Below are 14,569 nucleotides of genomic sequence, written 5' to 3' on the forward strand. Positions count from 1 at the left end.
ACCCGGCCGGCGGGTGCCTGACGGCTGTTCAGGCACCCGCCGGCCGCTGCCGTCCCGCCCCCAGGTCCCGTACGTAGCGGATCGTGGGGCGGCCGTCCAGGACGGTCTCCTCCACCGGCACGAAGCCGGTGCGCTCCAGGACCGTGCGCGATCCGGTGTTGCCGACGTCCGCGCAGGCGCGCAGGGTCCGCAGCCCGTACGTCCGTGCCGCCAGCACCAGGACCTGCCGGACCGCGCGGGTGGCCAAGCCCCGGCCGGCCGCGTCCTGCGCGACGCGGAAGCCCAGCTCGGCGGAGCCGCCCTCGACGTCGATCAGGTTGACCCGTCCCAGCACCTCCCCGCCGCCCCCGATGATCAGGTGGAGGTGGTCGCGGCCGGCGGCCTGCCCGGCGAGGAGTTCGCGGTGCCGGGTGTCGAAGTCCTCGAAGTACGCGTCCCCGCGGTCGGGCACCGACTGCGCGAAGTAGGCGCGGTTGGCCCGTTCGAACGCGAGCAGGGCCGGGGCGTGTTCGGCGCGGAGCCGTTGGAGTTCCGTCATCACGGCATCCTAGGAGGCGGCCCGGCCGACCCCTTCAGCGTGCCGCGCTCTCCGTCGGAACGCACAGCACGGGGATCGGCGAGAGGTGCAGGAGCTTGTGCGGGGTGGAGCCCAGCAGGGCGCCGCGCATCGGGCTGTCACCCCAGCTGCCGACGATGATGACGCGGGCGCCGTGCCGTTCGGCGGCGTCGAGCAGCGCCTGTGCGGGCTTCTCGTCGGCGACCTCGACCGTCGAGGGCACTCCGGCAGCGTCGGCCTCCTCGACGGCGTGTGCCAGGGCACTTCGGCCCGCCTGGCGGACGGCTTCGCGGTGCGCGCGCGACTCCTCGCCGGTGGGGCCCGGAGCGGCCGCCCCGTAGACGAGGACGAGGGGTTCGCCGAAAGCGGCGGCCACCTCCAGGGCGACCTGTAGGGCCCTCTCGGCGCCGGGTGACTCGTCGTATCCGAGGACCACGGACATCGGGACTCCTCAGCGCTTCCTGGGGTGGACGAGGGCCGGGTCGACGACCCCGCGGCGCTCCTGCCAGAACCGGCCGTCCCGTACCCGCCAGAAGCACATGACGAGCACGCCGACGAGGGCGATCGCGATGCCGATGACCAGCGGCGGGCCGAGCCCGAGCCAGGAGACGCCGCTGGCCGAGTTCTCCGGGTTCGCCATGTCGCCGATCGACTCGATCAGCAGCCAGAACAGCAGGCCGGCGCCGACCACCGGGCCGACGCCGATGAGCAGGAGGTTGTGCGGGCTCTCCAGGAGGTGGCGGCGGTAGTAGACGGCGCAGGCCAGGCCGGTGAGCGCGTAGTAGAAGGCGATGAGCAGGGACAGCGCGGTGAGCGAGTCCAGGAGCGCGTTCTCGCTGATCTGGTTCACGACGAGGTACCAGCCGATGGCAATGCCGGCCACCCACCAGGTGCTCACGTCCGGGGTCAGGAACCGCGGGTGGATGTGCGCGAGGTGCTGGGGCAGTGCGTGGCGGCGGGCCATGGACAGGGCGGTGCGGGAGGCGGGAATGATCGTGGTCTGCGTGGAGGCGAGCGCGGAGGTGCAGACGGCGAGCAGCACCATCCAGTCCCAGCCCCCCATGACCTCGTGGGCGAGCACGGCGAAGATGGCCTCCTCCTCGGCGGCGTTCTCGGCGAGGAAGGCGGTGCCCGCGTAGCCGACCACGGCGATGCACACGGACAGGTAGGTGACCAGGAGGATCACGGTGGACCAGATGCCGGCCTTGCCGGGCGCCGTGGCGGAGTTCTCGACCTCTTCGGTGAGGTTGACCGCCGATTCCCATCCCCAGTACATGAACACGCCGAGGAGCAGGCCGCCGGTGAGGGCGGCGCCTCCGGCGCCGAAGGGGTTGAGCCAGCCGATGCTGGGCTCGATCTCCTCCAGGGTGCTGGTGCCGGCGTAGATGCGGTAGATGGCCACCACCGCGAACGCCAGGAGGAAGAAGACCTGGGCGAGGATGAGGATGTCCTGCAGGTGGGCGGAGAGTTCGGTGCCGATCACGCAGATCGCGGTCATGGCCAGGATCACCGCGACGGTGAGGCCCTGCCGGATCCAGGCGTTGGCGGCCCAGTCGTCCAGGCCGAAGGCGAGCAGTCCGAAGTTCACGGCGACGTCGGCCAGCGAGCCGATGACCAGAACGCCCGTCATGGCGATCGCCCAGCCGCCGAGCCAGCCCGCCCACGGGCCCATGGCCCGTGTCACCCAGGAGAAGGTCGTCCCGCAGTCCTGGTCGACCTTGTTGAGGTAGTAGAAGGCGGCCGCGATCATCAGCATCGGCACGAAGGAGGCCAGGATCACGCCCGGCGCGTAGATCCCGACGAGGGCCACGATCGGCCCGAGGACGGCGGCGAGGGAGTAGGCGGGCGAGGTCGAGTTCAGACCGATGACGAGCGCGTCGAGGAATCCGATCGCATTGGCCTTGAGCCCCGCTTCCGGGGCGGATGTCCCGGGGCCGTCGCCCGCACCGTCATGGCTCATGTACGAATGGTCACGCAGGCGGCCCGGGCGCGCGAGGCGAGCGGGGGCCGCGCGGACCCGGCGGGGACGGGCGGCGGGAGCGGGTCAGTCGCGGGCGTTCCAGCCGGCGATCACGGGGAGGCCGTGTTCCGTGGAGAGCGTGCTGACGGTTCCCGTGCGGAGCAGGAAGAGCCGGCCCTGCTCAGGTTCCAGACGCAGGTAGCGGGCGGTCAGGACGCGCAGGAAGTGGCCGTGGGCGACGAGCACCGCGTCGCCGTCGTCCCCACGGAGCACGGGGGCGATCCGGGCCAGGACCCGGTCCGCGCGGGCGCCGACCTGGGCGGCGCTCTCGCCGGGGTGATCCGCGTCGCCGGGCGGCACCCCGTGGGTCCACAGGGACCAGTCGGGGGTGGTCCGCCGGATCTCCGCGGTGGTGATGCCCTCGTAACCGCCGTAGTCCCACTCGTACAGATCGGAGTCGATGCCGGCGCCGGGGAGTCCGGCGAGCTCCGCGGTGGCCACGGCCCGGCGCAGCGGGCTGGTCAGCACCAGGGCCGGCCGCCGGTCCCGGAAGTAGGGAGCCAGGCAGATGGCCTCCTCGACCCCCCGTGCGGTCAGCGGAACGTCGGTGCGCCCGGTGTGCCGGCCGTCGGCGCTCCAGGCGGTCTCACCGTGCCTCACCAGCAGAAGATCACTCACCCTGCGGACCCTACGCCTTCCGGCATGTCGGCGGCGGCGGGCACGGCAGGCGTGTCACTGTCGGGCGTCATGGACGAGAACCGGAAGGCCGGGCGGACGGCCGGTTCGCGGCTGCCGCCGCACATGCCGGCGCTGATGGTCGCCCTGACCTCGGTGACCGGGGTGATCGAGGCGGTGAGCCTGCTCGCGCTCGGGCCCGCCTTCACGGCGATGCAGACAGGGAACGTGCTGTTCCTGGCCTTCGGTGTCGCTCAGGCGCCCGACCTTCCGACGCTCCCCGCCGCCGTCTCGCTGGCCGCGTTCGTCATCGGCGTGGTCTGCGGTTCGCACCTGGAGGCCGTGACGGAGGCCCGCGGGCGGCGCTGGTTCGTCATGGGTCTCCTCGTCGAGGCCGGGCTGATCCTGGCCGCCGCGGTGGTGGCGTGGGGGCTGGTGCCGCAGTACGGTTCGCCGACCCCGCGGCACCTCGCGGTGACGGCGGTCCTGGCGCTGGCGATGGGGCTGCGCAACACCACGATCATGCGGGCCGACGTGCCGGGGGTGCCCACGACGCTGGTCACCCGGTCGATGACGGCGTTCCTGGGCGGCTCCGCCATGGGGCACCAAGCGGTCTACGCGTACGGTTCGGCCGGCTGGAAACTGCGCGGCCTGTCCGTCCTGGCCATCTTCACCGGCGGGGTCTTCGGGGCGCTGCTGCTGCTCCGGGCCGGCTGGACGGTGGGCTGGCTGCTGCTGGTACCCGCCGCCACGGTCATGGTGGTGGCCCTGGCGTACCGCAAGCAGCCCCAGCCGCGCACCGGGCGGGTCACTGGCCGGGAACGACGGCGGTGAACCATGCCGTTGGTATGGTCCCGGCATGGCGGTGGACGAGCTCGACACCAGAATCCTGCGCCTGCTGATCGAGCAGCCGCGCACCAGCGTCCGTGAGTACGCCCGGATCCTCGGTGTCGCCCGCGGCACCCTCCAGGCCCGGCTGGACCGGCTGGAGCGCACGGGCGTGATCACCGGGACCGGACCGGTGCTTTCCCCCGCGGCACTGGGCCACCCGGTGCTGGCCTTCGTACACATCGAGGTCACCCAGGGCCACCTGGACGACGTCGGCGACGCGCTGGCCGCCGTGCCGGAGATCATCGAGGCCTTCTCCATCACCGGTGGCGGGGACCTGCTGACCCGGGTTGCGGCCCGGGACAACGCGCATCTGGAGGACGTGATCCAGCAGCTGATCCGGCTTCCGGGCGTGGTCCGCACGCGGACGGAAGTGGCACTGCGCGAGCGGGTCGCACACCGGCTGCTGCCCTTGGTGGAAGCGGTGGGGAGGAACGCCCGCAGAACCTGACAGGATGGCCGGTACGGGTGTGGCAGGACGCGACAGGCAGGACGGGCACAGCGGATGATCTCCGTCATATTCGATCTCGACGGCACCCTCGTGGACAGCGAGCCGAACTACTACGAGTCCGGGCGCCGCACGCTGGAGGCGCACGGCGTCCCCGACTTCACGTGGGAGCAGCACGCCCGCTTCATCGGCATCGGCACACGGGAGACCCTGGAGATCCTCAGGGACCGGTACGGCATCCGGGCGCCGGTCGAGCGGCTGCTCGCCGAGCAGAACGCCGCCTACCTGGAACTCGCGCGCACCCGGACCGAGGTCTTTCCGCAGATGCGCAAGCTCGTCGAACGGCTGCGGTCCGAGGGGGTGCCGATGGCGGTGGCCTCCGGTTCCTCCCGCGCGGCCATCGACGCCGTACTGGCGGGCACCGGCCTGGACGCGCTGCTGACCACGGCGGTCTCCGCGGAGGAGGTCGCTCAGGGCAAGCCTGCCCCGGACGTGTTCCTGGAGGCGGCCCGGCGGCTGGGCGCCGAGCCGGCCGACTGCGTGGTCGTGGAGGACGCGGCGCCGGGTGCCCTGGCAGCCCGCGCAGCGGGCATGGGATGCATCGCGGTCCCCTACGCGGCGGAGATCGCCGGTGACACGGCGTTCACGTCCGCTGGTCTGCTCTTCCCCGGCGGGCAGTCCGGTTTCAGCGCGGACGCCGCCTACGAGTGGCTGTGCACGCGCTCCCCGGGCCCGGCCGCCTGAGGGAGCGGCGGGGAGCTGCGGCGGCCGAGGGGCGGAGCAAAGCGGTCGGACCGCCGGTGCCCCCGGCACGTGAGGGGGGCGGGAAGATCCCGCGACGACCGCGAGTTGGTAGAACCGTGAACGATCTGAGGCGGAACGCGGACGGCGCGAGCAGCGACGGGGACCCGGCGGTGGTCGACGTGGCGGTCATCGGGGCCGGGCAGGCGGGCCTGTCCGGCGCGTACCACCTGACGCGGGCGGGGCTCGACCACGTGGTCCTGGACCACGCGCCCCGCCCGGGCGGGGCCTGGCAGTACCGCTGGCCCTCGCTCACCTACGGCAAGGTGCACGGGATGCACGCCCTGCCCGGCATGGAACTGACCGGCGCCGACCCGCTGCGGCCCGCGTCGGAGGTGGTCGGGGAGTACTTCGCCGCCTACGAGGAGCACTTCGGCCTACGCGTGCGGCGCCCCGTGCACGTGTCGGCCATACGCGAGGCGGGCGACGGGCGGCTGCGCATGGAGACCTCGGCCGGCAGCTGGTCGGCGCGGGCCCTGATCAGCGCAACCGGGACCTGGGACCGGCCGTTCTGGCCACGCTACCCCGGGCAGGAGACGTTCCGCGGCCGCCAGCTGCACACGGCGGACTACCCGGGGCCTCGGGCGTTCGCCGGCGCCCGGGTGATCGTGGTGGGCGGCGGGACGTCGGCGGTCCAGCACCTGCTGGAGATCGCCGAGGTGGCGGAGCGGACCACCTGGGTGACCCGACGTCCCCCGGTCTTCCGCGACGGGAGCTTCGGCGAGGCCGAGGGACGGGCCGCGGTGGCCCCGGTGGACGAGCGGGTGCGCCGGGGGCTGCCGCCGCAGAGCGTGGTCAGCGTGACGGGCCTGCCGCTGAACGAGGCCGTCCGGGCCGGCCTGGCCTCGGGCGTCCTGAACCGCCGGCCCGTGTTCGACCGGATCACCACCACCGGGGCCGCCTGGGCCGACGGCAGCCGTGTGGACGCGGACGTCCTGCTGTGGGCCACCGGCTTCCGCGCGGCCGTCGACCACCTGGCCCCGCTGCACCTGCGCGAACCGGGCGGCGGCATCCGCGTCGAGGGGACCCGGGCCGTGCTCGACGAGCGGATCCACCTGGTCGGCTACGGTCCTTCGGCCTCGACCATCGGCGCCAACCGCGCGGGCCGGGCGGCGGTGCGTGAGATCCGCCGCCTGCTGCGGCGCGCACCGGCCCTCGCACCCGCGCCCTGATCCGGTGCGGGCCCGGGCCCGTCACCCGGCGCGCGAGCCCGCCCGGGCGCGGTACCTGTTGAACTCCGCCACGTGCTTCCGGTGCTCCGCGTACGTCGCCGAGAAGCGCGTGTCGCCCGGCTTGACGGTGACGAAGAAGAGCCAGTCGCCCGGTGTCGGCGCGACCGCCGCGGCCATCGCCGCCAGACCGGGGCTGTCGATCGGTGTGGGCGGCAGGCCCTGGCGTTCGTAGGTGTTGAAGGGGTGGTCGATCCGGGTGTCGCTCAGCGTGGTGTCGAGGGTGCTGCGGTTCAGCGCGTAGTTGAGGGTGGAGTCCATCTGCAGCGGCATCGACTTCGCCAGCCGGTTGTGCACCACCCGGGCGACCTTGCCCATGTCGGCGGGGCTCTCGGCCTCCGCCTCGATGACGCTGGCCATCGTCGCCGTCTGGTAGGGGGTCATCCCGTGGGCCTTGCCGCCGTCGGCCACCGCCTTGGTGGCGAGCTTCTCGTTGGCCGTGCGCACCATACGGGCGAGGAGCGCGGCCGGGGTCGTCTTCGAGGTCACCGGGTACGTCGCGGGGAAGAGGTACCCCTCCGGGTTGCCCTCGGCCTCCGCGGGCAGCGCCAGAGCGGCGCTGGGCGCGGCCGACTTCGCGGTTCCCGGCGGGAGCTTGAGCGCCCGGTCGACCGCCGCGTACACCTGGGACGCGCGCCATCCCTCGGGAATCGTCAGCCGGCTCGGCACCTCCGGCTCCTGCGCGCCCCGCAGGACCGGGATCAGGACCACCGCACCGAGCGTGAGCAGGAGGCCGAGGAAGAGGGCCAGTCGGCCCCGGCGGGTGAGCCGGGATCGGCGCCGGTGCGGCCGGGACTCATGACGCATGCGGGAACACTAACGCGCAGATCATCACTTTTTATGCATCCCGCCCGCATTTCTGTCATATGGTCACACATTCACCGGAGCCAGCTGCGCTTCCTCCGGCGGCTCGGGGGTGAGGGCCGCGTCCCGGTCCCGGCGTACCAGGGCCGCGTACCGGCCGTCCGCCTTCAGGAGCTCCTCATGGGTGCCTCGCTCGGTGATGCGGCCGCCGTCGAGGACCACGATCTGGTCGGCGTCGCGCACGGTCGAGAGGCGGTGGGCAATGGTGATGGTGGTGCGCCCCGCGGACAGGCGGTCGATGGCCTGCTGGACCGCGTGCTCCGTGCGGGTGTCGAGGGCGCTGGTCGCCTCGTCGAGGATGAGCACGGGCGGGTCCCTGAGGATGGTGCGGGCGATGGCGAGGCGCTGTTTCTCACCACCGGAGAACCGGTAGCCGCGCTCGCCGACGAGGGTGTCGTAGCCGTCGGGCAGGGACGCGATGTGGTCGTGGATCTGGGCGGCGCGGGCCGCCTCGGTGATCTCCTCGTCGGTGGCGTCGGGCTTGGCGAAGCGCAGGTTGTCCGCGACCGAGGCGTGGAAGAGATAGGTCTCCTGGGAGACGACCCCGACCGAGCGGGCGAGCGAGTCGAAGTCGAGGTCGCGCACGTCCACCCCGTCGATGGCGACCCGCCCGCCGGTGACGTCGTAGAGCCGTGGCACCAGGTAGCTGAGGGTGCTCTTGCCGGAGCCTGTCGGGCCGACGACGGCGAGGGAGCCGCCGGCCGGGACGGTGATGTCGATCCCGGTGAGGGTCGGGGCGTTCTCCGCGTCGTAGGCGAAGTCCACGCCCTCCAGGGTGACCTCTCCCTTGGCCCGGTCCAGCCGGACCGGGTCCGCCCGCTCCGTGATGTCCACCGGCAGGTCGAGATATTCGAAGATGCGGGCGAACAGCGCCAGCGAGGTCTGTATCTGCACCCCGGTCGACAGCAGGCTGACGGCGGGCCGGAAGAGTCCCTGCTGGAGGGTGACGAAGGCGACGAGGGTGCCGACGGAGAGCGAAGGGGCGCCGGTCTGGAGGGCGATGCCGGCGGCCCAGTAGATGAGCGCGGGCATAGCGGCCATGACGATGCCGATGGTGGACATCCGCCAGCGCCCGGCCATGCTGGCGCGCACTTCGAGGTCGACGAGCTTCTCCGATTCCTCGGAGAAGGCGGACGTCAGCGACTCGGAGCGCCCCATGGTGCGGCCGAGCAGGATGCCGCTGACCGAGAGCGACTCGGTGACCGTCGCGGCCATGGCCGCCATCTGCTTCTGCCGCCGCGTCGTGATCCTCTTCCGCTCGTTCCCGACCCGGCGGCTGATCCACACGAAGACGGGCAGCAGGAGCAGTGAGACCAGGGTGAGCCGCCAGTCGAGCGCGAGCATGGCGACCACGGTGGCGATGACGGCCGTCAGGTTCGAGACGAGCGAGGTCGCGGTGGAGGTGACGGTGGCCTGCATCCCGCCGATGTCGTTGGCGATGCGGGACTGGACCTCTCCGGTGCGGGTCCGGGTGAAGAAGGCGAGCGGCATCCGCTGGAGCTGCTCGTAGACGGCGGTGCGCAAGTCGTGCATGACGCGCTGACCCACCGTGGTGGATATCAGCGTCTGCAGGACTCCGAAGACGCTCGTGACGACGGCGGTGGCGATCATGCCGAGCGCGAGCAGGCTCAGCAGTCCGGTGCGGCCCTGCGGGATCGCGACGTCGAGGATCTCCCTGAGCAGGAACGGCGAGGCGACGCCGACCAGCGAGGAGGCGCAGACGAGCAGGCCGACGACGGCCAGCCGGCCGCGGTAGGGGCGGAACAGGCCGACGATCCGGCGCAGCTCCCGAGGCTGCTCGGCCGGGGCGGGGCGGGTCGGATCCAGGGGGTCCTTCGACGGGGTCCACTTCGGTTCGTCGTGTGGCATGGGCACCCTCCCGGGGTCAGGAAACAGGGGTCGGAGGTGTTCGCGGAGCCGGCTCCGACAGGATCGGCACCATGGGAGCATAGGTCATTGTTACCTATACTCACAATGAACGGGGTCCTGATATCGTTCCCGCATGAGCTCCGCCTCCGACACCGATCGCCTCCTCGCCGAACAACTGCTGCGCCTGACGCGCAGGCTGCACCGGATCCAGAAGCGCCACATGGTGCCGCTCGGGATCACTCCCGCCCAGAGTCGGCTGCTGCGGCTCGTCTCGCATTACGAGGGCGGGCAGCCGCCCCGGATGGCGGACCTCGCCGCCCGGCTGGAGGTGGTCCCCCGCGCGGTGACCACCCTCGTCGACGGCCTGGAAGCAGCCGAGTGCGTACGGCGGGTGCCCGACCCGGCGAACCGCCGCGTCATCAGGATCGAGCTCACCGACACCGGCCGGGCCACGCTGCGCCGTCTGCGCGACGCGCGGACCGACGCCGCGGAGGAAATCCTGGCTCCGTTGACCGCCGACCAGCGCGAGGTGCTCGGCGGTCTGCTGAACGCTCTGTCGGACGCCCCGGCGGAGGAGCGCACCTGCTGAAGGGGCCCGCCCGCGGGCCACGACGAGGCGAGGGGCCGCACATGCCGCTGTGGGAACCGGACCTGCGCCGGGGCCTGATGGCGATCAAGCGGCAGATCGAGGCCGATCCCGCGCTGACCGCCCGGATCCGCGCCAAGCACGAGATCAAGAACACCACCGGCTACCGGCTCGACGCCTACCTGGACGGCAACACCCCCGTCGAGATCCTGCGGGGGCTCATGGTCGGCTCGGAGGGCACCCTCGGCTTCATCTCCGAAGTCGTCTTCGACGCCCTCCCGCTCGACCGCGAACGGTGCACCGCCCTGCTCTTCTTCCCCTCGCTGCCCGCCGCGGCCGCGGCCGTGCCCCGCTTCAACCAGGCGGGCGCACTCGCCGTCGAGCTGATGGACGCCCACACCCTGCGGGCCTCGGCCGGCGTCGAGGGGCACCTGCTGCTCGACGATCCGGCACTCCAAGGGCTACGCCGAGGGCAGCCGGGTGATGGCCAACCGCATCGTCGAGGCGGCCTGGTGCTGGACGGCCGGAGGACGGTTGCCGCTGGTCGTCGACGCCTCCTCCTGCACCCCGGGCCTCGCCCGGGAGGTGGTCGCGTACCTCACGCCGGACAACCGCTCGCTGCACGAGGAACTGTGGATCGTCGACTCGGTCGTGTGGGCCGCGGAGGTGACCGCGCGGCCCTTCGACGCCCCTTTGTCGGCGAACCGGATGTGCGAGGTGGGGATGGGCCGGGCGACGGGACGCAGCTACCACTCGGCCCTCGTCGAACTGGAGCGCGCCACCCGCCCGTGAGCGCCGGTGCGCGCCCTCCGTGACCTGCCGTCCGGCCGGTGTCCGCAGACGCAAACCTGTCTCCTCCGGCACCGGGCAGACGGAAAATCAATTGCCCGGCCCCGATCCGGAAGGCGAACCTTGCACGGTTTGGACCACTCGACCAGTCATGGGGCGTCATGCAGATCAGCGATCTTCCGTATCCGGATCCGGGAGTACCAGACGCGCGCTCCGGCCCCCGTTTCCTCCTGTGGCTGGGGCGTGGTCAGCTCGGCGGACAACTCAAGAGCCTGTGCTGGGGAATGCTGCACTTCGGCGGCGTCGCCGGACTGCCGTACGCCGTGGGCCTGGGCGTCGACGCGGTCGTGGACCGCGATGCCGACCGGCTGCTGCTCGTGGGCGGACTGCTGGTTCTGATCGGCGTCGCCATCTCGGTCGGCGATGCCATGCTCCACCGCACCGCCGTCACCAACTGGATCACCGCCGCCGCCCGTGTGCAACAGCTCCTCGCCCGCAAGACCGCAGAGCTGGGCTCCGCCCTGACGCGCCGGGTCGCCGCGGGTGAGGTGGTCGCGGTGTCCACCGGTGACGTGGAGAAGATCGGATGGTTCGTCGAGGCGGTCTCCCGCTTCCTCGCCGCCGTCTTCGCCGTCGTACTGGTGTGCGTGGGCCTGATGTTCTACGCACCCGAGCTGGGCGTCGTCGTGTCCGTCGGCGTACCGCTGATCGCCCTGGCCGCGCTGCCGCTGCTGCCGCGGGCCACCCGGCGCGCCGACATCCAGCGGGAGAAGGCGGGCAGGGCGACCGAGCTGGCCTCGGACACCGTCGCGGGGCTGCGCGTGCTGCGCGGCATCGGAGGCGAGGAGCTGTTCCTCGGCCGGTACCGCGAGGCCTCGCAGGAGGTCCGCAAGGCCGCCGTGCGCAGTGCCCGGATGTGGGCGCTGATCGCCGCGATCCAGGTGGTGCTCCCCGGCCTGCTGCTGATCACCGTCGTCTGGTACGGCGCCTCGCTGGCCCTGGACGGGCGCATCGCGGTGGGTGAACTCGTCGCGGCGTTCAGCGCAGTGGCGACGCTCCTCTACCCGCTGCGCCACTTCGAGGAGATCGCCATGGCGTACTCCTTCTCGCGCCCCTCGGCCCAGCGGGCCGCCCGGGTGCTGTCCCTGGCCCGGACGGACTCGGTGGAGCGTCCCGTGCGGGACGGTGCGGTGCTGGAACCGGCCGCGGGCGGGGACCTGTACGACCCGCGGACCGGGCTGCTGGCACCCGCGGGCCGGTTCACCGCCGTCGTCTGCGGGGATCCGGACCTGGCGGGGCGGCTGGCGGAGCGCCTCGGCGGCCATGCCGTGGCCGCGGGGGACGCGCAGGAGCGGGACCAGGACGGCGACGGCGGCGAGGCGGACGGAAGCGGCGACCGGCCGGCGCAGGACGAACCTTCGGTGCTCCTGGGTGGAGTGGCCCTGGACGACCTCGAACTGGACACCGCCCGCAGGCTGGTCCTGGTCCAGGACAAGGACCCGGTGCTGCTGTCGGGAACACTGCGCGAGCTGTTCGACGTACCGGCCTCCGGGGCGGTCGCCTCCGGCGCCGCTCTCGCCGCCGCCCAGTGCGCGGACGTACTGGACGCGCTGCTGCAGTCGGCGCCGGACGGCGTCGAGGACCCGATGGACGCCCGGATCACCGAACGCGGCCGGTCGCTGTCCGGCGGCCAGCGCCAGCGTCTGGCGCTGGCCCGGTCCTTGGTCACCGACCCGGAGGTGCTCGTGCTCGACGAGCCGACCTCCGCGGTCGACTCGCACACGGAGGCGCGGATCGCGGACGGGATCACGGCCCTGCGCTCCGGACGGACCACGGTCGTCCTGGCGTCCTCGCCGCTCCTGCTGGACCGTGCGGACCGGGTCGTGCTCATCGACGGCGGCACCGTGGCGGCCGTCGGGACCCACCAGGAGCTGCTGCACCGCGAGCCGCTCTACCGGGCGGTCGTCACCCGCGAGACGGACGAGGAGCAGCGCCTCGCCGGACTCGGCATGACAGAGCTGGAAGAAGCACTCACAGAGATCGAGGAATCCGCATGATCGGCGTGGCGCCACCGGAACACGATCCGGCGGCCCCCGAGACGGCCGCGACCCTGCCCGTGGGGACGCCGGCAACCGTACGGGGCTATGTGCGCGGCCTGTTCCGGCGCCACCGGCGGGCGTTCCTGCTGCTGGTGGGCGTCAACGCCGTCGCGGTGATCGCCTCCATGGTCGGCCCGTACCTGCTGGGCCGGGTCGTCGACGACCTGGCGGCGGGGGCCCGCGAGCTGCAACTGGGACGGATGGCCCTGCTGTTCGCGGCGGCGCTGGCCGTGCAAGCGTGCTTCGTGCGGCTGGTCAGGCTGCGCGGGGCGATGCTGGGCGAGGAGATGCTCGCCGATCTGCGCGAGGACTTCCTGGTGCGGTCGGTGGGTCTGCCGCCGGGCGTGCTCGAACGCGCCGGTACCGGGGACCTGCTGTCGCGGATCACCACCGACATCGACCGGCTGGCCAACGCGATGCGCGAGGCCGTACCGCAGCTGGCGATCGGCGTGGTGTGGGCGGGCCTGCTGTTCGGCGCCCTGGCGGCGACCGCGCCGCCACTGGCGCTGGCCGCGCTCGTCGCACTGCCGGTCCTGGTGCTCGGCTGCCGCTGGTACTTCCGGCGGGCTCCCTCGGCGTACCGCTCGGAAGCCGCCGGCTACGCCGCGGTCGCCGCCGTGCTCACCGAGACGGTGGACGCGGGCCGCACGGTCGAGGCGCACCGGCTGGGTCCGGAGCGGATCGCGAAGTCCGAGCGTCGGATCAAGGAGTGGACGGCGTGGGAGCGATACACGCTGTTCCTGCGGACCGTCCTCTTCCCCGTCGTCAACGTCACCTTCGTGACGATCCTCGGCTCGGTGCTGCTGATCGGCGGTTACTGCGTGATCCAGGGCTGGATGTCGGTGGGTCAGCTGACCACCGGCGCGCTGCTGGCGCAGATGCTGATCGATCCGATCGGCCTGATCCTTCGCTGGTACGACGAGCTCCAGATCGCCCAGGTGTCGCTGGGCCGCCTGGTGGGTGTGCGGGAGATCGAACCGGACGCCGGGGACGCGAAGGCGGCCCCCGACGGCCGGGACGTCCGGGCACGGGAGGTCCGCTTCGGCTACCGGGACGGCGTGGACGTCCTGCACGGGGTGGCGTTGTCGGTGCCCCCCGGCACCCGGATGGCGCTCGTCGGCCCTTCGGGCGCGGGCAAGTCCACCCTGGGACGGCTGCTCGCGGGCATCTACGGACCCCGGACCGGCGAGGTCACCCTCGGCGGGGCCCGGCTGTCGCGGATGCCGGCGGAGCGGGTGCGCGAGCACGTGGCCCTGGTCAACCAGGAGCACCACGTTTTCGTGGGATCGCTGCGCGACAACCTCCGGCTCGCGCGGACGGAGGCCACGGACGTCGAGCTGTGGGCGGCGCTGAGGGCAGTGGACGCGGACGGCTGGGCCCGGGCCCTGGCGGACGGCCTGGACACCGAGGTCGGCTCCGGCGGCACGGCACTCACCCCGGCGCAGGCGCAGCAGGTGGCGCTGGCCCGGCTGGTGCTCGCGGATCCGCACACGCTGGTGTTGGACGAGGCCACCTCGCTGCTCGACCCTCGGGCGGCGCGTCACATGGAACGCTCGCTGGCCCGGGTACTGGACGGCCGCACGGTCATCGCCATCGCCCACCGGCTCCACACCGCCCACGACGCGGATGTGATCGCGGTGGTCGAGGGCGGCCGGATCAGCGAACTCGGCTCGCACGACGAGCTGGTCGCGGCGGACGGGGCGTACGCGGCACTCTGGAGGTCCTGGCACGGCTGAGCCCGGGGCACCAGCCGGCCCGGAACGGCCCGACGGCCCCGGTCACCGGGGATGAGCATCGCTCCGCCC

13 protein-coding genes and 2 pseudogenes are annotated in these 14,569 nt (G+C 72.7%); 9 read left to right on the forward strand and 6 right to left on the reverse strand.

The genetic code is table 11. The features are described from left to right. Positions 1–28 precede the first annotated feature (28 nt). The 4 genes from R4Z63_RS03100 to R4Z63_RS03115 all read right to left on the reverse strand — a co-directional run bounded on the left by R4Z63_RS03100 (position 29) and on the right by R4Z63_RS03115 (position 3,194). On the reverse strand, positions 29–538 hold the full coding sequence (locus R4Z63_RS03100; protein WP_384452825.1) for a GNAT family N-acetyltransferase: 510 nt from the start codon (positions 536–538) through the stop codon (positions 29–31). Positions 539–572: 34 nt separating this feature from the next. Continuing rightward, positions 573–998, reverse strand: a complete 426-nt coding sequence (locus R4Z63_RS03105) for a universal stress protein (protein WP_384452822.1) — start codon at positions 996–998, stop codon at positions 573–575. A gap of 9 nt (positions 999–1,007) precedes the next feature. Beyond that, positions 1,008–2,516 carry an APC family permease gene (locus tag R4Z63_RS03110; protein ID WP_384452817.1) on the reverse strand — a complete coding sequence of 503 codons (1,509 nt, stop codon included), beginning with the start codon at positions 2,514–2,516 and terminating at the stop codon, positions 1,008–1,010. A gap of 84 nt (positions 2,517–2,600) precedes the next feature. Beyond that, complete coding sequence (locus tag R4Z63_RS03115) at positions 2,601–3,194, reverse strand: histidine phosphatase family protein (RefSeq protein ID WP_384580036.1); 594 nt, start codon at positions 3,192–3,194, stop codon at positions 2,601–2,603. 69 nt (positions 3,195–3,263) lie between these two features. Between R4Z63_RS03115 and R4Z63_RS03120 the strand changes: the two genes are divergently transcribed. The 4 genes from R4Z63_RS03120 (at position 3,264) to R4Z63_RS03135 (ending at position 6,500) form a co-directional block, all read left to right on the forward strand. Then, positions 3,264–4,025 (forward strand): YoaK family protein, encoded by a 762-nt coding sequence (locus tag R4Z63_RS03120; RefSeq protein ID WP_384452814.1) that lies wholly within the window; start codon positions 3,264–3,266, stop codon positions 4,023–4,025. A gap of 25 nt (positions 4,026–4,050) precedes the next feature. Next, complete coding sequence (locus R4Z63_RS03125) at positions 4,051–4,530, forward strand: Lrp/AsnC family transcriptional regulator (RefSeq protein WP_384452811.1); 480 nt, start codon at positions 4,051–4,053, stop codon at positions 4,528–4,530. 54 nt (positions 4,531–4,584) lie between these two features. Beyond that, a complete protein-coding gene (locus R4Z63_RS03130; protein ID WP_384452808.1) occupies positions 4,585–5,271 on the forward strand; it encodes an HAD family hydrolase in 687 nt (228 codons plus the stop codon). Between the two features lie 125 nt (positions 5,272–5,396). Beyond that, positions 5,397–6,500, forward strand: coding sequence for an NAD(P)-binding domain-containing protein (locus R4Z63_RS03135; protein WP_384452834.1), 1,104 nt, complete (start codon positions 5,397–5,399; stop codon positions 6,498–6,500). Between the two features lie 21 nt (positions 6,501–6,521). Here R4Z63_RS03135 and mltG read toward each other — a convergent pair whose 3' ends face one another. Both mltG and R4Z63_RS03145 read right to left on the reverse strand, forming a co-directional pair. Further along, positions 6,522–7,364: an endolytic transglycosylase MltG gene (mltG, locus tag R4Z63_RS03140; protein ID WP_384452805.1), complete on the reverse strand. Its 843-nt coding sequence runs from the start codon at positions 7,362–7,364 to the stop codon at positions 6,522–6,524. 63 nt (positions 7,365–7,427) lie between these two features. Then, positions 7,428–9,290 carry an ABC transporter ATP-binding protein gene (locus R4Z63_RS03145; RefSeq protein WP_384452802.1) on the reverse strand — a complete coding sequence of 621 codons (1,863 nt, stop codon included), beginning with the start codon at positions 9,288–9,290 and terminating at the stop codon, positions 7,428–7,430. Between the two features lie 133 nt (positions 9,291–9,423). Between R4Z63_RS03145 and R4Z63_RS03150 the strand changes: the two genes are divergently transcribed. The 5 genes and pseudogenes from R4Z63_RS03150 to R4Z63_RS03170 all read left to right on the forward strand — a co-directional run bounded on the left by R4Z63_RS03150 (position 9,424) and on the right by R4Z63_RS03170 (position 14,500). Next, positions 9,424–9,879 carry a MarR family winged helix-turn-helix transcriptional regulator gene (locus R4Z63_RS03150; protein WP_037921682.1) on the forward strand — a complete coding sequence of 152 codons (456 nt, stop codon included), beginning with the start codon at positions 9,424–9,426 and terminating at the stop codon, positions 9,877–9,879. A 53-nt stretch (positions 9,880–9,932) separates the two neighbouring features. Next, positions 9,933–10,304 (forward strand): annotated as a pseudogene (locus tag R4Z63_RS03155) (FAD-binding oxidoreductase); the annotation flags it as partial. Further along, positions 10,303–10,668: pseudogene (locus tag R4Z63_RS03160) on the forward strand (hypothetical protein); the annotation flags it as partial. The pseudogenes R4Z63_RS03155 and R4Z63_RS03160, both read left to right, overlap by 2 nt. A gap of 158 nt (positions 10,669–10,826) precedes the next feature. Continuing rightward, on the forward strand, positions 10,827–12,722 hold the full coding sequence (locus tag R4Z63_RS03165) for an ABC transporter transmembrane domain-containing protein (RefSeq protein ID WP_384452798.1): 1,896 nt from the start codon (positions 10,827–10,829) through the stop codon (positions 12,720–12,722). Continuing rightward, positions 12,719–14,500 (forward strand): ABC transporter ATP-binding protein, encoded by a 1,782-nt coding sequence (locus tag R4Z63_RS03170; RefSeq protein WP_037921675.1) that lies wholly within the window; start codon positions 12,719–12,721, stop codon positions 14,498–14,500. The genes R4Z63_RS03165 and R4Z63_RS03170 overlap by 4 nt, the downstream gene beginning before the upstream one ends. Positions 14,501–14,569: the final 69 nt, after the last annotated feature.

Source organism: Streptomyces sp. PL-29 (genome assembly GCF_058344425.1).

What these genes read in the sequence shown, in the direction of transcription:
- R4Z63_RS03125 (WP_384452811.1), top strand. Translation starts at nt 4,051, where the DNA reads ATGGCGGTGGACGAGCTCGACACCAGAATCCTGCGCCTGCTGATCGAG.
- R4Z63_RS03145 (WP_384452802.1), bottom strand. Translation starts at nt 9,290, where the DNA reads ATGCCACACGACGAACCGAAGTGGACCCCGTCGAAGGACCCCCTGGAT.
- R4Z63_RS03105 (WP_384452822.1), bottom strand. Translation starts at nt 998, where the DNA reads ATGTCCGTGGTCCTCGGATACGACGAGTCACCCGGCGCCGAGAGGGCC.
- R4Z63_RS03165 (WP_384452798.1), top strand. Translation starts at nt 10,827, where the DNA reads ATGCAGATCAGCGATCTTCCGTATCCGGATCCGGGAGTACCAGACGCG.
- R4Z63_RS03130 (WP_384452808.1), top strand. Translation starts at nt 4,585, where the DNA reads ATGATCTCCGTCATATTCGATCTCGACGGCACCCTCGTGGACAGCGAG.
- R4Z63_RS03100 (WP_384452825.1), bottom strand. Translation starts at nt 538, where the DNA reads ATGACGGAACTCCAACGGCTCCGCGCCGAACACGCCCCGGCCCTGCTC.
- R4Z63_RS03170 (WP_037921675.1), top strand. Translation starts at nt 12,719, where the DNA reads ATGATCGGCGTGGCGCCACCGGAACACGATCCGGCGGCCCCCGAGACG.
- R4Z63_RS03150 (WP_037921682.1), top strand. Translation starts at nt 9,424, where the DNA reads ATGAGCTCCGCCTCCGACACCGATCGCCTCCTCGCCGAACAACTGCTG.
- R4Z63_RS03120 (WP_384452814.1), top strand. Translation starts at nt 3,264, where the DNA reads ATGGACGAGAACCGGAAGGCCGGGCGGACGGCCGGTTCGCGGCTGCCG.
- R4Z63_RS03110 (WP_384452817.1), bottom strand. Translation starts at nt 2,516, where the DNA reads ATGAGCCATGACGGTGCGGGCGACGGCCCCGGGACATCCGCCCCGGAA.
- mltG (WP_384452805.1), bottom strand. Translation starts at nt 7,364, where the DNA reads ATGCGTCATGAGTCCCGGCCGCACCGGCGCCGATCCCGGCTCACCCGC.